This window comes from Streptosporangium sp. DT93, assembly GCF_049844535.1.
GTDB lineage: Bacteria > Actinomycetota > Actinomycetes > Streptosporangiales > Streptosporangiaceae > Streptosporangium.
The window spans coordinates 87,113-109,011 of sequence record NZ_JBNCLF010000002.1; the positions used below are offsets into that span (position 1 = coordinate 87,113).

The 21,899-nt window shown below is 72.6% G+C and carries 20 protein-coding genes; 12 read left to right on the top strand and 8 right to left on the bottom strand.

The window, feature by feature from the left end:
• Positions 1–136 precede the first annotated feature (136 nt).
• Positions 137–2,170 (bottom strand): ATP-dependent DNA helicase, encoded by a 2,034-nt coding sequence (locus ACLQ2R_RS05700; RefSeq protein WP_425958661.1) that lies wholly within the window; start codon positions 2,168–2,170, stop codon positions 137–139.
• A 364-nt stretch (positions 2,171–2,534) separates the two neighbouring features.
• On the opposite strand from ACLQ2R_RS05700, the gene ACLQ2R_RS05705 reads away from it, so the two are divergent.
• Together ACLQ2R_RS05705 and ACLQ2R_RS05710 are read left to right on the top strand one after the other, a co-directional pair.
• Positions 2,535–4,013, top strand: coding sequence for a hypothetical protein (locus ACLQ2R_RS05705; RefSeq protein ID WP_425958245.1), 1,479 nt, complete (start codon positions 2,535–2,537; stop codon positions 4,011–4,013).
• Positions 4,014–4,222: 209 nt separating this feature from the next.
• Complete coding sequence (locus ACLQ2R_RS05710; protein WP_425958246.1) at positions 4,223–5,806, top strand: Na+/H+ antiporter; 1,584 nt, start codon at positions 4,223–4,225, stop codon at positions 5,804–5,806.
• 4 nt (positions 5,807–5,810) lie between these two features.
• On the opposite strand, the gene ACLQ2R_RS05715 is transcribed toward ACLQ2R_RS05710, so the two are convergent.
• Positions 5,811–6,074 carry a UBP-type zinc finger domain-containing protein gene (locus tag ACLQ2R_RS05715; RefSeq protein ID WP_425958247.1) on the bottom strand — a complete coding sequence of 88 codons (264 nt, stop codon included), beginning with the start codon at positions 6,072–6,074 and terminating at the stop codon, positions 5,811–5,813.
• A gap of 147 nt (positions 6,075–6,221) precedes the next feature.
• Here ACLQ2R_RS05715 and ACLQ2R_RS05720 point away from each other — a divergent pair, with 147 nt between their 5' ends.
• The 4 genes from ACLQ2R_RS05720 (at position 6,222) to ACLQ2R_RS05735 (ending at position 8,397) form a co-directional block, all read left to right on the top strand.
• Entirely contained in the window at positions 6,222–6,623 is a 402-nt protein-coding gene (locus ACLQ2R_RS05720) for a hypothetical protein (protein ID WP_425958248.1), read from the top strand.
• 129 nt (positions 6,624–6,752) lie between these two features.
• Positions 6,753–7,094: a YidH family protein gene (locus tag ACLQ2R_RS05725; protein WP_386234403.1), complete on the top strand. Its 342-nt coding sequence runs from the start codon at positions 6,753–6,755 to the stop codon at positions 7,092–7,094.
• Positions 7,091–7,522, top strand: a complete 432-nt coding sequence (locus tag ACLQ2R_RS05730) for a DUF202 domain-containing protein (protein ID WP_425958249.1) — start codon at positions 7,091–7,093, stop codon at positions 7,520–7,522. Before ACLQ2R_RS05725 ends, ACLQ2R_RS05730 begins: the two co-directional genes overlap by 4 nt.
• Before the next feature lie 23 nt (positions 7,523–7,545).
• The gene (locus ACLQ2R_RS05735) at positions 7,546–8,397 is read left to right on the top strand and encodes a hypothetical protein (RefSeq protein WP_425958250.1); all 852 of its coding nucleotides are present in this window, start codon (positions 7,546–7,548) and stop codon (positions 8,395–8,397) included.
• A gap of 89 nt (positions 8,398–8,486) precedes the next feature.
• Here the strand turns inward: ACLQ2R_RS05735 and ACLQ2R_RS05740 are convergent, their stop codons facing one another.
• The 3 genes from ACLQ2R_RS05740 to ACLQ2R_RS05750 form a co-directional block, all read right to left on the bottom strand.
• Positions 8,487–9,599, bottom strand: coding sequence for a ferritin-like domain-containing protein (locus tag ACLQ2R_RS05740; RefSeq protein ID WP_425958251.1), 1,113 nt, complete (start codon positions 9,597–9,599; stop codon positions 8,487–8,489).
• 161 nt (positions 9,600–9,760) lie between these two features.
• Entirely contained in the window at positions 9,761–10,258 is a 498-nt protein-coding gene (locus ACLQ2R_RS05745; RefSeq protein ID WP_425958252.1) for a transglycosylase SLT domain-containing protein, read from the bottom strand.
• A 336-nt stretch (positions 10,259–10,594) separates the two neighbouring features.
• Complete coding sequence (locus ACLQ2R_RS05750; RefSeq protein ID WP_425958253.1) at positions 10,595–10,984, bottom strand: lytic transglycosylase domain-containing protein; 390 nt, start codon at positions 10,982–10,984, stop codon at positions 10,595–10,597.
• Positions 10,985–11,206: 222 nt separating this feature from the next.
• Between ACLQ2R_RS05750 and ACLQ2R_RS05755 the strand changes: the two genes are divergently transcribed.
• On the top strand, positions 11,207–11,692 hold the full coding sequence (locus ACLQ2R_RS05755) for a glutathione peroxidase (protein ID WP_386234385.1): 486 nt from the start codon (positions 11,207–11,209) through the stop codon (positions 11,690–11,692).
• On the opposite strand, the gene ACLQ2R_RS05760 is transcribed toward ACLQ2R_RS05755, so the two are convergent.
• A complete protein-coding gene (locus ACLQ2R_RS05760; protein WP_425958254.1) occupies positions 11,664–12,665 on the bottom strand; it encodes a LacI family DNA-binding transcriptional regulator in 1,002 nt (333 codons plus the stop codon). The two genes, ACLQ2R_RS05755 and ACLQ2R_RS05760, sit on opposite strands and share 29 nt — an antisense overlap.
• A 177-nt stretch (positions 12,666–12,842) precedes the next feature.
• Between ACLQ2R_RS05760 and ACLQ2R_RS05765 the strand changes: the two genes are divergently transcribed.
• Both ACLQ2R_RS05765 and ACLQ2R_RS05770 read left to right on the top strand, forming a co-directional pair.
• Complete coding sequence (locus tag ACLQ2R_RS05765) at positions 12,843–14,063, top strand: ABC transporter ATP-binding protein (protein ID WP_425958255.1); 1,221 nt, start codon at positions 12,843–12,845, stop codon at positions 14,061–14,063.
• Between the two features lie 449 nt (positions 14,064–14,512).
• The gene (locus tag ACLQ2R_RS05770; RefSeq protein WP_425958256.1) at positions 14,513–15,865 is read left to right on the top strand and encodes an ice-binding family protein; all 1,353 of its coding nucleotides are present in this window, start codon (positions 14,513–14,515) and stop codon (positions 15,863–15,865) included.
• A 135-nt stretch (positions 15,866–16,000) separates the two neighbouring features.
• On the opposite strand, the gene ACLQ2R_RS05775 is transcribed toward ACLQ2R_RS05770, so the two are convergent.
• Entirely contained in the window at positions 16,001–16,753 is a 753-nt protein-coding gene (locus ACLQ2R_RS05775) for an SDR family NAD(P)-dependent oxidoreductase (RefSeq protein WP_425958257.1), read from the bottom strand.
• A 249-nt stretch (positions 16,754–17,002) separates the two neighbouring features.
• Between ACLQ2R_RS05775 and ACLQ2R_RS05780 the strand changes: the two genes are divergently transcribed.
• From ACLQ2R_RS05780 to ACLQ2R_RS05790, 3 genes are read left to right on the top strand one after another with little or no spacing between them, the layout of a single operon-like run.
• Complete coding sequence (locus ACLQ2R_RS05780) at positions 17,003–17,941, top strand: hypothetical protein (protein WP_425958258.1); 939 nt, start codon at positions 17,003–17,005, stop codon at positions 17,939–17,941.
• Positions 17,931–19,832 (top strand): DUF4012 domain-containing protein, encoded by a 1,902-nt coding sequence (locus ACLQ2R_RS05785; protein ID WP_425958259.1) that lies wholly within the window; start codon positions 17,931–17,933, stop codon positions 19,830–19,832. The genes ACLQ2R_RS05780 and ACLQ2R_RS05785 overlap by 11 nt, the downstream gene beginning before the upstream one ends.
• Positions 19,820–20,545 carry a hypothetical protein gene (locus ACLQ2R_RS05790; protein WP_425958260.1) on the top strand — a complete coding sequence of 242 codons (726 nt, stop codon included), beginning with the start codon at positions 19,820–19,822 and terminating at the stop codon, positions 20,543–20,545. The genes ACLQ2R_RS05785 and ACLQ2R_RS05790 overlap by 13 nt, the downstream gene beginning before the upstream one ends.
• Here the strand turns inward: ACLQ2R_RS05790 and ACLQ2R_RS05795 are convergent.
• A complete protein-coding gene (locus tag ACLQ2R_RS05795) occupies positions 20,523–21,899 on the bottom strand; it encodes a polysaccharide biosynthesis tyrosine autokinase (RefSeq protein ID WP_425958261.1) in 1,377 nt (458 codons plus the stop codon). The two genes, ACLQ2R_RS05790 and ACLQ2R_RS05795, sit on opposite strands and share 23 nt — an antisense overlap.

Genomic DNA, 21,899 nt, shown 5'->3' on the forward strand with positions numbered 1-21,899 from the left:
GCCGACGGCACCGGCTGAGCGCGTCCCGGCCGGGAGCGTACCGCCCCGGCCGCGCCCGCACCCTTGCGCGGCGCGCCGGAGGACACCGCGGCCGGTGTGGTCGGCCGGCCGGTTCGCGGGCGCGGGCCGCCCCCGGTCAGGAGGAGCCGAGGCGCTTGAGGGCGCTGCGTACCTTCGCCGGGTCCTCGGTGGGCCAGAAGGGCGGCAGCGAGTCCCGCAGGAACCCGGCGTAGCGGGCCGTGGAGAGGCGCGGGTCCAGGACCGCGACCACCCCCTTGTCGTGCTGGCTGCGCAGCAGGCGGCCCGCGCCCTGGGCCAGCAGGAGCGCGGCGTGGGTGGCGGCGACCGACATGAACCCGTTGCCGCCCTTGGCGGCGACGTGGCGCTGGCGGGCGGAGCTGAGCGGGTCGTCGGGGCGCGGGAACGGGATGCGGTCGATGATGACCAGGCGCAGCGACGGGCCCGGGACGTCGACGCCCTGCCAGAGGGAGAGCGTGCCGAACAGGCAGGTCGGCTCGTCCTCGGCGAACTGCTTGACCAGCAGCATCGTGGAGTCGTCGCCCTGGCACAGCAGCGGCACGCTCAGCCGGTCGCGCAATGCCTCGGTGGCGGCCTTGGCGGCCCGCATCGAGGAGAACAGCCCGAGGGTGCGCCCCCCCGCGGCCTCGATCAGCTCGGTGATCTCCTCGAGGTAGGCCTCGGGCAGCCCGTCACGCCCCGGCTGGGGCAGGTGCTTGGCGACGTAGAGGATCCCGCTGCGGGGATGGTCGAAGGGGGAGCCGACGTCGAGGCCGGTCCAGCCCGCCCGCTTCCCCGAGCCCTCCGCGCCGTCCTTGCCGCCGCCCCTCTCCCCGGCGTCCCTGCCGTCCTTCTGCCCGCCTCCGCCGGCGCCCCCGCCGTTCCCGCCCGCTCCCAGGCCCCACTGGCGGGCCAGGCCCTCGAAGGCGCCGCCCAGGGCGAGCGTGGCGGAGGTCAGGATCACCGTACGGTCGCCGAAGAGCTTGTCGCGGAGCATGCCCGCCACGGTGAGCGGCGCCACCCGCAGCAGGGGAGGGCGCCGGTCGTTGCCCTCCTCCAGCCAGACCACCTCGGCCCGGTCGACCTCCGTGGCGTGCCCGAAGGCGTCGAGCATGCGCTGGGCGGTGTCGTGCACCTCGTCCAGGGACGTGAAGGCCGCCTTGCGCAGCCCCGCCCCCTCCGGGTCGTCCTTGTCGCCGCCGCGCGGCCCCAGCGCGGTGACGCACGCCCACGCCGCGTCGCGGATCAGCGCGAGCGTCATGCCGAGCACCTCGGGAAGGTCGTCGAGGCGCCCTGCGGGCGCGGCGGCCAGCAGCGCCTTGAGGTCCTCGCCGGCCTCCATCAGCCGGTCGGCGAGATGCTGCTCGATGAGCTTGCCGACGCGCCGCACGGCCACCGCGACCATGGCCTCCGACAGCTCGCCGCTGACCACCGAGGTGACGCGGTCGACCAGCTCGTGGGCCTCGTCGACCACGACCACCTCGTGCTCGGGCAGCAGCGGGAAGTCCTCCATCGCGTCGATCGCGAGCAGCGCGTGGTTGGTCACCACGATGTCGGACTCACCGGCGCGGGCGCGGGCCAGCTCGGCGAAGCACTCGGCGCCGTTCGGGCAGCGCATCGCGCCCAGGCACTCCCGGGCGCTGACCGAGAACTGTCGCCAGGCCTGCTCGTTGACGCCGGGGACGAGCTCGTCGCGGTCGCCGGTCTCGGTCTCGTTCGCCCACTCCTGGATGCGCTGGACCATCCGGCCCGTCGCGTTCACCTCGCGCGGGTCGAAGAGCTGGTCCTGCTCGTCGTCGGGCCAGCCCGCGCTCGCCTTGTACCGGCACAGGTAGTTGCGGCGGCCCTTGAGGATCGCGAACGCCGGCTCGTGTGGCAGGTGCGGGGCCAGGGCCGTGGCGAGGCGGGGCAGGTCGCGGTCGACGAGCTGGCGCTGGAGCGCGATGGTGGCGGTGGAGACGACCACGGCGCCCTTGGAGGTCATCGCGTGCCTGATCGAGGGGATCAGGTAGGCCAGCGACTTGCCGGTGCCGGTGCCCGCCTGGACGGCCAGGTGGTCGCCCGACTCGATGGAGTGCTGCACCGCCCTCACCATCGCGATCTGCCCGGGGCGCTCGACCCCGCCCACCGCCTCGACGGCGGTGCTCAGCATGTCCTCGACGGGGGGAAGATCCGCCGTCGAGGGGACGTCTTCTGACGGGGCGATGGAGTCGGTCGGCACGACAGCCAACCGTACCCGTTCACCCCGACGGTCGCGGCGTCCGCGGCGGGCCCCGGCCGGTTCCGGCCGGGGCGCGGGCGCCCTGCCGCACGGACGCATGGCGGTATTCCGGGACCCGGAGTTCACCTCGCATGGCAAACTGGCTGGATCACCCTGCTCGTCGAGCCCCGCAAGGTCACGGAAGATCTATCGTTCTGGTGTCCTGGGGCGGAAGATAGGGAGGGAAAGGCCGGTTCGGTAGGGTTTCCTGAGGTTGAGTGGACGAATAAGGGCTGGTTAAAGGAACATGTCTTCCATGTCGGAAGTTGTGCCGTTGCCGTCGTTCGGTGAGGTGTTCTTTGACGAGCGTGGCCAGGAGCGGGTGCTCAGGGTCACCTGGCACGAGGGCACCCTGGTGCTGAGCCTGTGGCGCGGTGAGATGTGCACGGCGAGTTTCCGCATGCCCATGAACGACGTGGGGCGCCTGGTCGACACCCTCGACGAGGGCTTCGTCGAGGCCGGCGGGCAGTATCCCGACGAGGTGGACGAGCCCGTCCGGGCCGAGCAGCCCCCCCACGCCGAGCCGCAGGCCTACGGTGAGTACCCCGGCACCGGCCAGTACGCCCGGCCGCGGCCCGAGGACTACGCCCAGCCGCAGCAGTACGCCGACCCGGCCGGTGGTCACACCGACCCGGGCGAGCCCCGCCAGGCCCCGGCGCTCGGGCCGAACGACGTGCTCGTCGCGCGAGGCGTCACGCCCGCCCCCGACCGGCCCTCCGACCGCACGCCGCCCACCGGGTACGGCCAGGCCGACGCCGTGCCGCGCGAGAACCTCATCGTGAACGACGCGCTGCCCTACGGGCAGCCCCAGCCCGTCGAGCCGCCCGGCGCGGACCCGGTGCCCGGCGAGGCCGGCTACCAGCTGCCCGGCGACCCCTACCAGAACGACCGGCGACCCGGCCCGTACGGCGCCCCGCAGCCGGAGGCCTACCCCGGCGGCGGCCGGCGGCCGGAGCCGTACGGCACGCCGCGCCCGGACGCCTACCCCGGTCCGGTCCCGCAGGCCGACTTCTACGGCGCGCCCGCCCCGCAGGGCCCGTACGGCGCCCCGCGGCCCGAGCAGTACGACGTGTCGTCGCAGCCGCGCCAGGCGGACCCCTTCGCGGTCCCGGCCGACCGGCAGAGGCCGGCCGGACCGGCCGGACCGGCCGGACCGGCCGGACCGGCCGGGGCGGCCCAGCCGGTCGACCCCTTCGCGCCGCCGGCCGACCGGCTTCCCGGCTCCGCCCGCCCGGTGGAGCCCGACCCCTACGCGCAGGCGCACCAGAACTCGACCGACCCCTTCGGGTTCGCCGCCCAGCAGGCCGCGCAGGGAGCCGCGCAGGCGCCCTACGGCTACCCCTCCTCCGCGCAGCCCGATCCCTACGTGCCCGATCCCTACGCGCCCGGCGCCCAGCAGCCCCACCAGGCCGGGCACCCCGCCGACCTGCGGGACCTGTACAGCTCGCCCCCCTCCTACCCGCAGCAGGACGTCGACCCGTCCGACCCGCTGGGCCTGTTCGGCCGCTCCGCGCCGGACCAGCGGCTGCCGCGCCCGTATGTGCCGGAGACGCCGCACTCCACCGGCGACCGGCTCCGTCCCGAACAGCGCCACGACGAGCAGCACCCCGACCAGCGCTACGAGGAGCCCCGGTACGAGGAGCCCCGCTACGAGGAGCCCCGCTACGAGGACGGGCGCCACGAGGGCAGGCGCCGGGCTGACCGGGGCGACCGGGGCGACCGGCGCGACTGGTGATCGTCGCCGGTGCCGTACCGGCGACCGCGTGACCGGACCGGGCGGGCCGGTTCCCGTCGCGTCCGTTCGCCAGTCCGGCCCCCGAGGGGATACGGTGACCCGTCCGCCGGATGCGGACCCCCGGCGCCTGTCGGCGTCCCGCCCTCGCGGGCGGCTCCCCGGAGGCCCCGGGCGGGCGGGTTGATCGAATCCCGATCGGGCGGTGTGGCGTGGACCAGTCGACGGTGCTGCAGATGCTGGCCGTGTCGGTCGTCGGGCTCGCCGTGGCCGCGGTGTCCAGGCGCAGGGGATGGCCGGCGCCGCTGCTGCTGGTGCTGGCGGGGCTCGTGCTGTCCCCGCTGTTCCCCACCTACGAGCTCGACCCCGAGCTCGTCCTGCTGGTCTTCCTGCCGCCGCTGCTGTACGCGGCGGCGATCGACAGCTCCTACCTGAGGCTCAAGGACTTCCGCAGGCCGGTCGCCCTGTTGTCGATCGGCCTGGTGCTGTTCACCACGCTGGTCGTCGGCGGGGTCACCCACCTGCTCCTGCCCGACCTGCCGCTGGCCGCCGCGTTCGCGCTGGGCGCCATCGTGGCCCCGCCCGACGCGGTCGCCGCCGTCGCCGTGGCCCGCAGGCTCGGGCTGCCCCGCAAGGTGGTCACCATCCTGGTGGGGGAGAGCCTCTTCAACGACGCCACCGCGCTCACCGCCTACCGGGTGGCCATCGCCGCCGCGCTGGGGCAGGGCCTCACCTGGCTGGACGTCACCGTCGACTTCGTCCAGGCCGCGGCAGGCGGTGTGATCATGGGCCTGGCGCTCGCCTGGATGCTGACCTGGGTGCTGCTGCGGGTGCGCGAGGCGCTCGTCGAGAACACCGTGATGCTGCTGGCCCCGTTCGCCGTCTACCTGGCGGCCGAGAGCGTGCACGTCTCCGGGGTGATCGTCGTCGTGATCGTCGGCCTCTACATCGGGCACCGGATGCCCAGGGCCGGCTTCGGCACCCGCCTGCTGTCCGACGCGATCTGGCGGGTCCTCGGCTTCTTCCTGGAGACGATCGTCTTCGCGCTGATCGGCCTGCAGCTGTGGCCGATCGTCAGGGGGCTGGAGTGGGGCGACCGGTGGGAGCTCGCCGGGATGGCCCTGGCCGTCTTCGCGGCGGTGGTGGTCTCCAGGGCGGTCTGGGTGGTGCCCAGCCTCTACCTGCCCAGGATCCTGTCGAGGAAGGTCCGCGAGCGCGAGACCCACCCCCCGTCCTGGCGGTACGCGACCATCGTGAGCTGGGCCGGCATGCGCGGCGTGGTGTCCCTGGCGGCGGCCTTCGCCATCCCGCAGAGCTTCGAGGGCCGCGACATGCTGCTCTTCCTCACCTTCGCGGTGGTGATCGGCACCCTGCTCCTTCAGGGCCTGACGTTCCCGGCGCTGATCCGCAGGCTGAGGATCTCCAACGACCAGGAGATCTACGCCGACAACCTGTCCGAGGCCGCCGCCCAGCAGGCCGCGGCCTCGGCGTCGCTGGCCCGCCTGGACGAACTGGTGGCCGACGGGATCGACGAGGTGCACCGGGAGGTGGTCGACCAGCTCAGGTCGCGCACCGAGCGCCGCGCGCTCGCCGCCTGGGAGCGGCTGGGGGGCGGGACCGGCCCGGCGGGCGAGGAGACGCCCAGCACCGTCTACCGCAGGCTCCGCAGGGAGATGCTGGCGGTCGAGCGCGAGGTCCTCATCGACCTCCGCGACGAGCGGCGCGTCGACGACGAGGTGCTCAGCAGGATCCTCCACGAGATCGACTTCGAGGAGGCCACGCTGGAGCGCGACTGAGCGCCTACCCCATGGCGTTGTCCACGTAGCACCAGCGCCAGTTCTCGCCCGGTTCGAACGAGGCGACGACCGGGTGGTCGTCCTGCGTGGCGTGGGCGGTGGCGTGCCGGTGGGGCGAGGAGTCGCAGCAGCCGATGTGGCCGCAGGACATGCACCTGCGCAGGTGGACCCAGCGGGAGCCCATGGCCAGGCACTCCTCGCACCCCTGGGGTGTGCGCGCCGGCGGGTCCTGGGTCCGTGCCGCGGTGAGATGCTGGCAGAGTTCCATGTTTCCCCCTCGTGTGAACTACCCAGAATCGTACGGCCCCGGCCGTGACGCTCCCGCTCACCGCCCCCCGTTCCGGATCGGCGCCCCGCGGGTAACGAGCCGGTACGGCGGCGCCTGTGGCGCCGGCACGTTGGGTAGGGTCGGGACATGCGACCCCTTCCGCGACGAATCCCCGTCCTCGCCGCCTCGGCGGTGGCCGCCGCCCTGCTGCTCACGGGCTGCTCCGAAGTCCAGCAGGTGAGCCAGGGCATCGACAAGGCACAGCAGTGCGTTCAGGCGGCGGGCATCGTCACCGAGACCGCCGCCAAGGTCTCCGGCCTGCTCAACGACCCCGCCGCGATGGAGAAGGCGCTGAACGACGGGGGCGCCAAGCTCGGTGACCTCGCCGACAAGGCCGCAAACACCTCCCTGAAGGAGGCGGCCGACGGCGTCTCCAACAGCCTGCAGGGCTTCAACGTCACCGACGCCAACAGCGCCGTCGACGCCGCGCAGAAGGTGGCGACCGACTCGGTGGGATGGGTCCAGGAGCTGACCAGCGCCTGCGGGTGACGGACCCGGCGGGTGACGGGCCAGGCGGTCCGCCGGCGCCCACGGTCACCGGTGGCCCGCACGGTCGCCGGCGGCCCGCGCCGAACCCGCTTTTCCCCGGGGGAATACCGCTGAAATAGCGTCGGTCCCATGGACTCCCCGGACAACGAACCGGATCCCCGGTTCACCCTCGCCAACGAACGCACCTATCTGACCTGGTTGAGTACGTCGCTCGCGCTCAGCGCGGGCGGCGTCGCCATGGCCGCGGTCTCGGCCGACGTCTTCATCCCGTGGATGCGGACCCTGCTCGCGGTGGTCCTGATCTCGCTGTCCGCCCTGGCCGCCGCGATGGCCTACCCGCGCTGGCGCAGCGTCCAGCGCGCCCTGCGCGCCTCCGCGCCGCTCCCGCCCCCCGCCCTGGCCCCGCTGTTCGGGTACGGCGTGGCGGCGGTCGCGGTGCTCGCCCTGATCCTCATCCTGCTGTCCCGATGAACACCCCGGGCGGCACCGGGGACGCCGAGAGCACCGGGGACGCCGAGAGCACCGAGAGCACCGGGGGTGCCGGGGGTGCCGGGGACGCCGAAGGCTTCCGGGGGGCCGGCGACTCGGGCCTGCAGGGTGAGCGGACCCGGTTCGCCTGGGTCCGTACCGCCACCGTGCTGGCGGCCGGGGGCCTGGGCGGCGCCGGGGTGGCCCTGCGCGCCGGTGCCCCGGCCGGGGTCGCCCTGCTGTTCGTCCCCGCCGTGTTCTGCGCGGTCCTGCTGCTGACCCAGACCGGCATCCGCTACCGGCGCGCCCAGGAGGCCCTCCGCCGGGGCGGGCCCCTCGACGACCGGGCCGACGCCCTCGTCGCCTGGATCGGCACCCTCACCGTCGTCGCCGGGGCCGCCGCCGTCGTGCTCGCCGGGATCGGACGGTAAAAAATGCGGCAAGATAACGCAGCATGTCCCGCTTCGATGATCTCCCCGGCTACGCGGCGTCGCTCGGCCCGCTGATCGACGCGGTCAACCTCGGGGTCCACATCGCGAGCAGGCCGCTCAGCCGGGAACTCGCCGAGCGCTCGGGTCTGCAGGCCGACCTGCTGGTCGATCTCCGGTTCGTGCTCCCGGTCAGGCCGCTCACCCCCGCGGGGCTGGCCGCCGTGTACCGCTACAACCCGCTGCGGCGGGCCGAGATCGACGTCCACCTCGCCCAGGGCACCCTTGCCGAGGACGACGCCCCCGAGGCCACCCCCCGCACGGCCCCTCCAGCGGCCCCCGGGGCCGCCCCTCGCACCGCCCCCCACACGGCCCCTGACGCCGCCCCCGGCGCCGCCTCCGGCATCGCGCCGGGTGCCGCCGGGACCGGCGCGCTGCGCGCGACCCCGGTCACCCGCGCCTTCATCGCCTCCCTGTACGAGGTGCACGCGGCGGTGACCGGCCGGTTGTGGGCCGCCCAGGCCGACAGGCTGCCCGAGCTGGCGGGTGTCGCCGGGCGGCTCGTGGAGGCGGGCGCGGCGACCGGCGGGGCCGCCTTCGCCCAGGTCGCGCCGCCGTACGAGCCCCCGGGGACCCCGCCGGGCGTGCTGCTGTTCAACCGGCTGGCGGTGCTGCGCTACCACCGCGCCGACGCGCACGCCGGCGCCTGGGGGAGGGCGGGGCTGACCGCCGCCCAGATGATCTCCCTGCCTCCGGGACCGGTCCGGGAACGGATCGAGGCCGGGACCAACGACCGCGCCGCGCGGCCGTACGAGACCCTGACGACCCGCGACCGGCAGGCGTTCCTGCTCGGCCTGAGCGCCCTCGACCTGCCGTGAGGCGGCGCCCGTGAGGCGATCGCGCGGCCGGGGGTGGGACGGGCCGAGGACGGGCGTGGGGAGCGCTTTCGTCCGGGCCGGGGGAGGCGTCAGGTGCCGCCCAGGGTGACGGTCTCGACGACCTCGGCGTGGCGTTCGGCCTCCTCGGCGGCGAACCGTTCGGCGTCGATCCGCTCGGCGATCTCCTCGTCCTGGCGCATCAGCCGCTCCAGGTCCTGGCCCGCCATCTCCAGCACGCCCATGTCGGCGTAGGCCTGCTGCAGGCGGGGGCTCCACAGCCCGATGTCCCTGACGCAGGGCACGATCCGGCTGAAGAGCAGCGAGCGGAAGATCCTCAGGTACTCCGACCGGTCGACGCACTCCATGGCCTCGGCCTCCTCGGCCTTGTTCAGGCCCAGGGTCTCCCAGATCTCCCGGCCGCGCAGCCGGTCGCGCATCAGGTAACAGCCCTCGATGACGAAGTCCTCGCGCTCGCGCAGCTCGGACGCGCTCAGCTGGGCGTAGTGGTCGCGCAGCGCCATCCGGCCGAAGGCCACGTGCCGGGCCTCGTCCTGCATGACGTAGGCGAGGATCTGCTTGGGCAGCGGCTTGGTGGTGATGTCGCGCATGACGCCGAAGGCGGCCAGCGCGAGGCCCTCGATGAGCACCTGCATGCCCAGGTAGGGCATGTCCCAGCGGGAGTCGCCGAGCGTGCTGTCGAGCAGGGCCTTGAGGTGGGGGTTGATCGGGTAGGCCAGGCCCACCTTCTCCTGCAGGAAGCGGGCGTAGGTCTCGGCGTGCCGGGCCTCGTCCATGGTCTGGGTGGCGGCGTAGAACTTGGAGTCCAGGTCGGGCACCGACTCCACGATCCTGGCCGAGCAGATCATCGCGCCCTGCTCGCCGTGCAGGAACTGGGAGAACTGCCAGGAGGCGTTGTGCAGCCGCACGTCGGCGCGCTGCCGCTCGTCCATCCGCTCCCACAGCGGGCTGCCGTGGATCGCCAGGGTCTGGTCGGGGACGCCGAGCACGTCGTAGGGGTCGACCTCCAGGTCCCAGTCGATGCGCCTGACCGAGTCCCACTGCCTGTCCTTGCCCTTCTGGTACAGGGCGAGCATGCGGTCCCTGCCCTCGTCGTACTCCCAGGTGAACCGGGCGGCCCCGGCCGCCTCGACGTCCCAGGTGGAGAGCTCGGCGGGGATGGCGTAGAGATCGTGCGTCGACATGGGGGCCTCCCGGAGACGTACACCGTACGTACCTTTCCGAGGGTGACACGTACGTTGTACGTGCGTCAACGGAACCGGCCGGCCGCGGGGGTGGCGCCCGGGACCCGAAGGCCCCGGGCGCCGGGAGAGTGTTCCCTTCCCCTGGACACTCTCCGGGCGGGTCAGTACCAGTTGCTCGACCGGAAGTGACCCCACGCGCCGCACGGTGACCCGTAGCGGCTCTTGATGTAGCGCAGACCCCAGTGGATCTGCGTGATCGGGTTGTACCGCCAGTCGCCGCCGCTGCCGCCCATCTTCGAGCCGGGCAGCGCCTGCGGGATGCCGTAGGCCCCCGAGGAGCGGTTGTACGCGCGGTGGTTCCAGTTGCTCTCCCGGGTCCACAGGCTGTCCAGGCAGCGGAACTGCCTGTGCGGCCAGGCTCGCCGGGAGACCAGGCGGTAGGCGATCGTCTTGTTCCTGCTCTTGGCGGTCCTGGCGACCGCCTTCATCGTGGGCTTCACCTGGGTCACCCAGGTGAAGCGGTGCACCATCCGGGCCGTCCCTTTCCTGGACGACTCGGCGCTGCTCTCCGCTCTTCCCGCCGTCGACGGGCCGACCATCGCCGAGGCGGCGAGAACGGTCACGACGGTACCGCGTAGAACACGGTTGCTGCTGTTCACATGGTTCCTTGTCCTCGGGCCGCGTGCGGGGGCGGGCGAGGGCACGGATGCGCTCGCCCGCCTGACGATCCGGCGTCCGTGGCCCGGACGGGGACGCCCGCGCGGTCTCGCCGGCCTGTTTCCGGCATGAGACGCCGCGGCGGTCTCTCTAGGCGGCTTTCTAGTACGCCGGAGAGCGCCGGAGGGCGGTTGGGACACGCGAAGGGAAGGTGTTTGCCCGATCTTCGGGATTTACGGGTGATTCGAGGGTTGGTCGATTACGACGGGCGAATCACCCATGCCGGAAGGCGATATGAAAATCAGCCCACCATGGGGTTTCGGCGCACTCGTTCCCGGTCAGTACCAGCCCCGCGTGAGGAAGTGCGACCACGCCCGGCACGGCGAGCCGTAGCGCTGCTTGACGTACCCCAGGCCCCATGTGATCTGTGTCCTGGGGTTGGTGCGCCAGTCGCGGCCCGCGCTGGCCATCTTCCCGCCGGGAAGCGCCTGCGGGATGCCGTACGCGCCCGAGGAGCGGTTGTGGGCGCGGTGGTTCCAGTTGCTCTCCTTGGTCCAGAGCCTGCTGAGGCAGTCGAACTGAGTGCTGTTCCAGCCGTGCGCGGACACCATCGGCCTGGCGACCGCCCGGTTGTCCATACGCGCCGAGGACGCCTGGGCGACCGTGGTGGTGCCGAGGGCGAGCACCGAAGTGATCACCAGCACACCGGTACGGCGAAGCGTCGACATGGGACTCCCTTGTGCCTTGAGGTCGGGGGACCGGCGTCACGATGCCCCGGGATCCGGCGGCGGGCCAGCCGACATCGTCGTGTCAGGAGCCATGTCAGAGATCGGTAAGAGAATGATCAGAGCAATGGTGAGGCGGGCGGCGTCCCGCCTGTGGCGTCAGTCACATTTCACTTTATGGACCACATAACTCTTAAATGTGACTGGTGGATTAGGGTGCTCGGCATGGGAATTCGTGATATCGACGTACAGACTCTTTCCGGCACCCCCACCACCCTGGCCGAGCTGGCCGGCGACGGGGCCGCCCTCGTCGTGAACGTCGCCTCCAAGTGCGGGCTGACGCCGCAGTACGCCGGGCTCGTCGAGCTCCAGCGGACCTACGGCGAGCGGGGCCTCACCGTGGTCGGCGTGCCGTGCAACCAGTTCATGGGCCAGGAGCCGGGCAGCGCCGAGGAGATCCAGGACTTCTGCTCCACCACCTACGGCGTCGACTTCCCGCTGCTGGCCAAGACCGAGGTCAACGGCGAGGGCAGGCACCCCCTCTACGCCGAGCTCACCGAGGTCCCCGACGCCGAGGGCAACGCCGGGGACGTCCAGTGGAACTTCGAGAAGTTCCTCGTCTCCGCGGACGGCGAGGTGGTGGCCAGGTTCAGGCCGGCCGTCGAGCCGGCCGACCCCGCCGTCATCGCGGCGATCGAGAAGTCCCTCTAGCCGCGCAACTGCCCCTGACGATCAGCTCGGTCGGCAGCAGCACGCCGCGCGGGCGCCTGCCACCGCCGCCGCGGAGCACCAGCTCCGCGGCGCGGTAGCCGATGTCCTGGGCCGGCTGGGCGATCACCGTCAGCGACGGCGAGCAGAGCTCGGCCCACGGCACGTCGTCGAACATGATCAGGGACATGTCCCTGGGCAGGCGCAGGTCCAGCTCCCGCGCGGCCAGCACGGCCGCCTCGCCCAGCAGGTTGCCGCCCGCCAGCACCGCGGTCAGGTCGGGCCGGTGCTGGAAGAGCCCGGCCGCGGCCGCGTAGGCGGAGTCGCGGCTGCCCCGGGCCACCACGATGAGCTCCTCGTCCACCAGCGGGCCCAGCGCCTGCCGGAAGGTCGTCAGCCGCTGGGCCTGCCCCGGGCCGCCCAGGTAGGCGATGCGCCGGTGTCCAAGACCGGTCAGGTAGTCCACCGCGGTCCTGACCCCGGCGCGGTCGTCGGCCAGCACGGCCGGGACGTCGTCGTACCCGGCCGAGGTCCGGTGCGCGAACACGATGGTCAGCCCGGCCCGCAGGGTCGGCGCCCAGCTCTCGCCGTCCCCCGAGGGGATGGCGACCAGCCGGTCCACCCCCTGCTCCATGAGCATGCCGATCAGCTCGGCCTCGCGCTCGGGGTCGTCGCCGGTGGTGCCCACGATCACCGGCTCGCCCGCCGAGCGCGCGCAGGCGAGCACCCCGTCGGCCACCCGCCCGTAGAAGGTGTCGGTGATGTCGGGCAGCAGCAACCCGATCCCGCCCGAACGGCGCTGGCGCAGGTTGCGGCCGAGCGCGCTGGGCCGGTAGTCGAGCTGGGCCGCGACCGTCAGCACCCGCTCCCTGGTCTCGGGGCTCGCCGACCCCCCCGACAGGACCCGTGACACGGTGGCGACCCCGACCCCGGCCGCCCCGGCGACATCCCTGATCGTCGCGCGACGCATGTTCATGGAAACGATTCCATCATGTTTTCCGCGAACGATCCACTACGGAGGCATAACGACCGCCCTGCTGACAGGCCAGAACCGGGCAACCTCTTGACACCGATGTCCGTTTCCGATGAGATGCATGAAAACGTATCCAATATCGGGTGAACACGGGGTTGGCCCGGGGCGGTAAGGACATCCATGGCATCCATCGTTCTCAGCAAAGTCGACAAGATCTATGCGGGCGGCGTCAAAGCCGTGAACGGCCTCGACCTTGAGATCAGGGACGGCGAGTTCATGGTCCTGGTCGGCCCCTCCGGCTGTGGCAAGTCCACCGCCCTGCGCATGATCGCGGGGCTTGAGGACATCAGCGGCGGAGAGATCGCGATCGGCGACCGGGTGGTCAACCACCTGCCTCCGAAGGACCGTGACATCGCCATGGTCTTCCAGAACTACGCGCTCTACCCGCACATGACCGTCGAGGAGAACCTCGCCTTCGGCCTGAAGCTCCGCAAGATGCCCAAGGCGGAGATCTCCAAGCGGGTCGGCGAGGCCGCCAAGATGCTCGGCCTCGACCAGTACCTCAAGCGCAAGCCCGCCGCCCTGTCCGGTGGCCAGCGCCAGCGTGTCGCGATGGGCCGCGCCATCGTCCGCGAGCCCCAGGCCTTCCTCATGGACGAGCCGCTGTCCAACCTGGACGCCAAGCTCCGCGTCTCCATGCGCGCCTCCCTGAACACCCTGCACGAGCGCCTGGGCGTGACGACCGTGTACGTCACCCACGACCAGGTCGAGGCCATGACCCTCGGAGACCGGGTCTGCGTGCTCCGCGACGGCCTGCTCCAGCAGGTCGACACCCCGCAGAACCTCTTCGACAAGCCGGTCAACCTCTTCGTCGCCGGGTTCATGGGCTCCCCCTCGATGAACTTCGTCAACGCCGAGCTGGTGCGCGGCGACGGCGGCGCCGCCGTGTCCTTCGCGGGCTTCAACCTGCCGGTGCCGAACGAGACCTTCGCCGAGAAGCGCGGCCTCGAGGACTACATCGGCAAGAAGATCATCCTGGGCATCCGCCCCTCCGACTTCGACGACTCGGTGGCCGCCAACGGCACCCCGGGTGGCTGGACCCGCCTGCAGGTCCGCGCCGAGGTCACCGAGGAGCTCGGCTCCGAGATCAACGTGCTGTTCCTGATCGACGCCCCGCCGGTCCAGCACCAGGACACCGTGGCCGCCGCCGCCGACGACGGCGAGGAGGACGCCACGCTGCCGCTGGTGGGCGACAAGTCGCTGTGGACCGCCCGCGTGAACTCCCGCAGCCACGTCCGTCCCGGCCAGAACATCGAGCTGGTCGTCGACACCCACAACCTGCACTTCTTCGACCCGGTCTCGGGTCTCGCCATCGGTCACGAGGCCAACGCCCGCGTCTGACCCCACCCGACGGGCCGCACGGCCCGTCCCGGACCACCTTCAGCAGGCCGACAGGGCCCGCGCCACGACCCCCTCCCGTGGCGCGGGCCTTTTCGTGTCCGTGTCCTCGCGTGTCCTCGCGTGTTCTTGCGCCGGTGGTCTCCCGCCCTCGCCCGCGTTCACGGACGGGTGTTCCGGAGCGCGACGGAGAACGCGTCCGGCGGGACGTCCCGTGATCGTTAAATGAAGGATTAGGTGATCTTTGTTTCTCGTTGCAGTGGTTCACGCCGGTGCTTTCCGATATCCCCGAGTAGCGTGCGGAATCGCGGGGTAGGGCTCTCGGACCTCCCGGGCCGTTGATCGTGCCGAAAGGCGCTTTCGATCTGCGGGGGACTCATGACGGCCGGATGTCTTCACCGCTCCTATAAGTCCAGGCGCGTTCACCGCCCCTTTAAGGAGAAATCCGGCAAATGATAGTTTTTATCGTCCGCCTTGCCCGGAGGTCGCCCGGAGTGTTCGGGGTGCTCGCCGGGATCCTGGCCCTCCCCGTCATCGCCGTGCTCGTCGCCACCCAGTCCGGCGCGAAGGTCGTGCAGGAGCCGGTGAACCTCGGCACCGCGAACGCCTTCGCCGTACTGGCCGGGACCACCGTCACCAACACCGGCCCCAGTGTGATCACCGGTGACCTGGGCCTGAGCCCGGGCACCGCGGTGACCGGCTTCCCCCCGGGAACCCTGTTCGGCACCCAGAACGTCGCCAACGGTGTCGCGCTCCAGGCGCAGAACGACCTGACCATCGCCTACAACAACGCGGCGGGACAGGCCTCGACCGCCCTCGTCGCCGGGGACCTGGTAGGGCGGACGCTGGTGTCCGGCGTCTACACCTCCACCTCCTCGCTCGGGCTGACCGGCACCCTCACCCTCGACGCGCAGGGCGACCCCGACGCCATCTTCATCTTCCAGATCGCCTCCACGCTCATCACCGGCTCGGCCAGCCGGGTCCGGCTCATCAACGGCGCCCAGGCGTGCAACGTCTTCTGGCAGGTGGGAAGCTCGGCGACGCTGGGGACCAACTCCACCTTCGTCGGCAACATCCTCGCCCTGACGTCGATCACGGTGACGACCGGCGCCACCGTCGACGGCCGGGCGCTGGCCCGCAACGGACAGGTCAGCCTCGACACGAACACCATCACCCGGGCCGTCTGCGACGTGACCCCCACCCCGACCGTGACGCCGACGGTGACACCCACGGTCACGCCGACGGTGACTCCCACGGTGACGCCCACCGTCACCCCGACGGTGACCCCTACCGTCACGCCGACGGTCACGCCCACGGTGACACCGACCGTCACGCCCACGGTGACCCCGACGGTGACACCCACCGTCACACCGACCGTGACCCCGACGGTGACTCCCACCGTCACGCCCACGGTTACTCCTACCGTCACCCCGACGGTCACGCCCACGGTGACACCCACCGTCACACCCACCGTGACCCCGACGGTGACTCCCACGGTCACGCCCACGCCCACGGTGAGCCCGACCAGAACGCCGCGCCCCCCGCAGAGGCGGCTGATCATCTTCCCGCCTGACGACGATGACGACGAGCGGGGCCGAAGCGGGCGGCGAGGCGGCGGTGACGACGACACGGAGGAGTCCGGCGATACCGAGAAGTTCGGCGATGACGACGAGTTCGGCGATCGAGGGTTCGGCCCGGACCGGTTCGGTGGCCACTGGCGTGGCCCGCGCGGGCACCAGGACCGGTCGCCCGGCTCGGCGCCCGTTCCCCGTCCGGTGGACCGGAACCTCCCCGTGACCGGCTGACGCCACGCGCCGTCGGACCCCCGCCCCGTCGGCGTTCAGGTCCACCGGGGCTCGATCCGCCGATGCCCCGGTCCGCGGGATCCCGGCGCACGGGCGTTCCCGGCCGGGGTGGTGGCCGCCACCCCGGCCGTCGTCCTAGGGGCGGCCGAAGCGGCGGGTGATCTGGCCGGCCAGGCCGAGGGGGACCAGCCGGCCGACCCTGACGAGCACCTTGTAGCGCAGGTCGGGGATGCTCACCCGCGCGCCGCGGGCCAGGTCGCGCATGGCCTCGCGGACCACGTCGTCCGCCGACAGCCAGAGGAATCCGGGGATGTTCGAGACGTCCATCGAGGCGCGGTCGTGGAACTCGGTGCGCACGAACCCCGGGCACAGGGCCATGACCCGTACCCGGCCGCCGGCCGTCTCCAGGGCCACGGACTCGCTGAAGTTGACCACCCACGCCTTGGACGCGCTGTAGGAGCCGCGGGTGAAGAAGGCCGCCACCGAGGCGACGTTGATCACCGCTCCCCGGTCGCGGTCCCTCATCCCGGGGAGCGCGGCCAGCGTCAGCCGCAGCACGGCCTCGCAGTGCAGCCTGAGCATCCGCACCTCCTGCTCGGCGGGAACGTCGAGGAAGTGGCCCTGATGACCGAACCCGGCGTTGTTGACCAGCAGGTCGACGCCCTCGCCGAGCCGCCGCTCCACCGCGCGCAGGCCCTCGTCGGTCACGAGGTCGGCGACGAGCACCTCACTGCTCACCCCGTGACGCAGGCGGAGCCGCTCGGCGACGCCGGCCAGGCGTTCGCCGTCGCGGGCGACCAGGACGAGCGAGAAACCGTCGGCGGCCAGGCGGTCGGCGAAGGCGGCACCGATGCCGGCCGTCGCCCCAGTGATCAATGCGGTTGGCATATCCGAAGTCTAGGGACGGGGCGGAGCACGAAGGACCGGGGTCTTCTCCTGGCGCGTCCGCCTCGCCCGGGAACATCAAAGATCGGAGAACAGCGAGTGATCATTCAGTAAGGGCGGTGAGCCGGATAAGCCGCCTTTTTCGATAGTCAAATATAACGGGTTCCGGAGGCATGTCGCTTGTGTTCCAAGCGCTGTGTTCCTGGCCTGAATACTTGCCATGAGGAGTTCGAAATGGTCAAAAAATACACAATGTCCATCCTTCTTACGGTGATGGCCGGGAGCGGGCTGGGCGTTGGAATCGCCGGAACCGCGATCGCCGGAACCGGTGCGCCGGCCTCGGTCGCCGGTTTCCACGCGCAGCCGTATCCACCCGTCATCGACTACGCCGCCTCGGCCAACCGGGTCGCCCTCCAAGCCCAGGACGTCCTGGACGAGGCCGAGGACATCGTCGAGGAGGCCGAGGAGGTCTCCAGGGACGCCGAGGACATCGCCACCGCGGCGCAGAACAACGCGGGCGAGACCGGGGCGGGCAACATTCCCCCCGCACGGTCCGCCGTCGAGGAGGCGAGGGAGGCCCTCAGGGACGCGGAGAACGCCGAGACCACCGCCGCGAGGCTGGCGCCGGCCACCGTGGAGCTCGTCTCGGCCTCCCGGCCGATCGTCTCCGGCGTCACGGTCGCCCGCCCGGGTGACCTGGCGTGGATCGCCGCCGAGGCGGGCAGGATCGCCGCCAGGGCGAGGGACATCGCGAACAGGGCCAAGGCGATCGCGGACCGGGCGTCGGACATCGCCGCCGACGCCACGGCGATCGCGGCGCTCGCGGGACCGACCAACGCGGCCGCGGCCGTGGTGGCGACCAACGCCGCGCGGGTCGCGTCCGAGGCCGAGGACTTCGCCTCCGCGGCGGACGACCTGGCCACCGCGGCGGAGAACCTGGCGCTGAAGGCCAGGAACGTCGCCCTGGTCGCCCTGGAGGCACGTGACGAGTGCGACGGCGACCACTGCGGCGGCGGTTGCGGCGGCGGTGGCGGCTGCTTCCGCGACGCCTCCTGGGGCTCGGACGAGGAGCTGCCCTTCACCGGTACGCCGGTGTCGACCGTGGCCACGGTCGGCGGTGGCCTGCTGGCCGCCGGGATCGTCGGCACCCTGATCACCATGCGGCGTCGTCGATCGTCCAGTGCCCTCTAGACGACACCGCCGGACCGCCGTCATCTGCCTGCTGGCCCTCGTCGCCGTCCTCGTGCCGGCCGGGGGCTGGTCGGCGTACCTCGGTCTGAGCGTACGAGACCACCTGCAGGAGACCAGGGGCGCGCTGCTCAGGCTGCGCGCCGCGGTGAGCGCGGGACAGCCGTCGCTGCTGGCCGCGCCGCTCGCCGACGCCCGCCACCACGCCGCCGAGGCGCGGCGGCTGACCGGGGGCGCCGGCTGGTCGCTGCTCACCCGTCTCCCGGTGACGGGAGAGGCCGCGAGCACCGTACGGGGACTGTCCGAGGGGGTGGCGGAGCTGACCGACGTGCTGGACGACCTCCAGCACGTCGGCGCGGCGTTCATCACGGCGGGCACCCCCTCGCCGGGCGGCACTCCCACTCCCGGCGCCACCCCCTCGCCGGGCGGCACCCTCTCCCGCGGCGCCGCCCCCTCGCCGGGCGGCACCCTCTCTCCCGGCGGCACTTCCTTGCCGGGCGTCACCCTCGCCCCGAGCGGTCCGAACGGTCCGAGACGGCTGCTGGCCGCCGTCGAGGCGGCGGCACCGGTCCTGGACGACGCCGTCACCCGGCTCGCCCGGGTGAGCTCGCTGCTGACGTCCACGCCGGCGCGCACCGGGGTGGAGGCGCTGGACGAGGCCCGCGGCACCGCGCTGCGGGAGATCGACCGATTGCGCGGCATGCTGGGCGACGCGGTGACCGCGGCCACGCTGCTCCCCCCGATGCTGGGGGGCGACGAACCGCGCCGCTACTTCCTGGCCTTCCAGACCAACGCCGAGGCGCGCGGCACCGGGGGACTGGTGGGGGCCTTCGGCATCCTGCGGCTCGACCGGGGCAAGGTCGTCATCGAGCGGCTCTCCTCCAACAACGACCTCGACACCAGTCCCGTCCCCGTCACCGACCCCGGCCCGGGGTTCCGCGGGCGCTACGGGCCGAACGCCACCAGGATGCTCTCGGTCTCCAACCTCTCCCCGCACTTCCCGTACGCCGCGGCCATCTGGACCGGCCTGTGGGAGCGGCAGGCCCGCACCCGGCTCGACGGCGCCATCGCCACCGACCCGGTCGGCCTGGCCCACCTGCTCCGGGTCATCGGCCCGGTCACCGCGCCCGGCGGGCAGGTCGTGACGGCCGGCAACGTCGTCGACCTCACCGAGCGGGTGGCCTACGCCCGCTTCACCGACCCCCTGGCGCGCAAGGTGTTCCTCATGGGGATCGCCCGCGCCGTCGGCGAGGCCCTGCCCGCCGCCTTCGCCGCCCCCGCCAGGCTGCTGCCCGTGCTGACCGGGATGGTGGGGGACCGGCGGCTGCAGGTCTGGAGCCGTCACCGGGCCGAGCAGCGGCTGCTGGCGCGCACCCCCCTCGGGGGCGTGCTGCCGTCCCGGCCCGGGCCGTTCGCCGCCCTGGTCGTCAACAACTCCGCCGGCGGGAAGCTCGACTACTACCTGGAGCGCTCGCTGCACTACCGGCTCGGCCACTGCCGGGACGGCAGGCGCGTCTCGACCGTGCGCGTCCGCCTCACCAACGACGTCCCCGGCAAGACCCTGCCCTCCTACGTGACCGGCCGGCTCGACAACGCCGGCATGGGACGGCACCGTCCCGGCTCCAACCTGCTGTGGGTGTCGCTGTACGCGGGCGTCGGGGCGGAGGCGACCGCGGCCCGGCTCGACGGCGACCGGGCGCCGATCATCCGGGAGACCGAGCGCTCCCACCCGGTCTACTCGACCATGGTGGAGTTCGCCCCCGGCCAGTCCAGGTCGCTGGAGTTCGACCTCACCGAGCCCGTCTCGAACGAGCCGCCGCTGGTCCCGGTACAGCCGCTGGTCAGGCCCCAGCGGACCCGCGTCACCCAGGACGCGCGGGGATGCGCCCCCTGACGCCGCCGGCCCCCGTCCCGCGCCCGCCCGCGCCCGCCGGGAGCGCCGGGAGGGCCCCGGCCGGGCACGAGGACTGCGGGCCGCGCTGCTGGCGGGACCTCCAGGACGCGCGGGACCCCCTGGACGCGCGGGCGTCGCGGGAGGGCGCCCGCTTCCACGTCCTGTTCGTGTGCACCGCCAACATCTGCCGCTCCCCGCTGGCCGAGCGGCTGACCCGTTCGGCGCTGGGCCCCTGCCCGGCCGTCCGGGTGAGCAGCGCGGGCACGCACGCCCGGCCCGGGATGGAGATGGACCGGCGCGCCGGAGGCACCCTGACCCGGCTCGGCGGCGACCCGGCCGGGTTCGCCTCCTGCCTGCTCACCCCCGCCCTGGTGGCCGGGGCGGACCTGGTGCTGACCGCCACCGGCAGGCACCGCGCCCAGGCGGTGGCCCTGCACCTGGCCGCGGCCACCCGGACCTTCACCATCGCCGAGTTCGGCGCGCTGGCCCGGGCCGTGACACCCGAGCGGATCCTGTGCCACGCCGACCCCGTGCGAAGGGCCCGCGTCCTGGTCGAGGAGGCGCGGGCCCTGCGCGGGCTGGTGCGGGTCGGCGAGCCCGACATCGCCGATCCCTACGGCGGGTCCTGGCTGGCCTACCGGAGGGCGGGGCGGACCATCACCCGGTCCCTGGCCGCCCCGCTCCGGTTGCTCACACCCCCACCGGATGCTTGACCTCGGACTCGTACCCGTACCCGTAGCCGTACCCGTAGCCGAAGTAGGTCTCGTGCCGGGGCGGGACGAAGTTCAGGACCGTGCCCACCACCCTGGCGTTGATCGACGCCAGCAGCGCGGCGGCGCGGACCATGTGCTCGCGGCGCGTCTTGCCGTGCCGGCTGACCAGCAGCGTGCCGTCGCACAGGGCGCTGAGCGTCGCGGCGTCGGTCACCGGCAGCAGCGGCGGCGCGTCGATGATGACCATGTCGTAGGTCTCGGTGAGCTGGGCCAGCACCTCGCGCATCCCGCCCGAGCCGAGCAGCTCGCTCGGGTTCGGCGGGATCTGCCCGCTGGGCAGCACCGACATGCCCGGCTCGCCCCAGACCTGGATGACCTCCTTCAGGCGCGCCCTGTCGATCAGCACGTCCGTCAGGCCCGTGGTCCCCTCGATGCCGAGGTAGCGGGGGATCGTGGGACGGCGCAGGTCGCCGTCCACCAGCACGATCCGCCACCCGGCCTGGGCCAGCGTGATGGCCAGGTTGACCGAGGTCGAGGACTTGCCCTCGCTCGGCAGGCAGCTCGTGACCACCAGCGACCTGGGCTGGCGGTCGACGCCGATGAACTGCAGGTTGGTGCGGAGCGTGCGGAACGCCTCCGACCTGGACGAGCGGCCGTTCTTGCGCAGGATCAGCGGCTGGTGCTTCGCGTCCCGCTCGTAGCCGATGATCCCCAGGGTCGAGCTGCCCGACGCCTCCTGCAGCGCCTCCGGCGTCTTGATGGTCGTGTCCAGGTGGTCGCGGACGATGATGACGGCCATCACCGCCAGCAGGGCCAGCAGCACCGCCAGCACCAGGTTGACCAGGGGTTTCGGGCTGACCGGCTCCTGGGGCACCTCGGCGTGGTCGACCACCGTGACCTTCACCGTGGGACGGCTGGAGGAGGTGGGCCGCTCGATCTGGTCGATGAGGTCGGCGAAGCTCGCCCCCAGGTCGTTGGCCAGCTCCGCGGCCCGCTTGGGCACCGGGTCGGCGACCGTGGCGCGCAGCAGCACGGTCCCGGGCACCGCCTCGGCCGTGATGTTGCCCTGCAGCCGCTCCACGTCGGCGTCGTCGGTGACGCGGCTGAGCACCCGCCGGGTGGACAGCAGGGTGGCGTAGGACTGCACCCGCTGCGCCGACAGGATCCCCGCCTGGTAGGCCGTGGACAGGCTGCCCTCCTTGTCGTGGCCGGAGACCAGCATGGAGATCGTCGCGACGTACTTCGGCGGCGTGTTGGCCGTGACGGCCACCGCCGCGCCCACCGCGACGACCAGCGACAGCAGGATGAGCGGCCAGTTACGGCGCGCGAGCCGTAGGTAGTAGAGAAGTTCCAT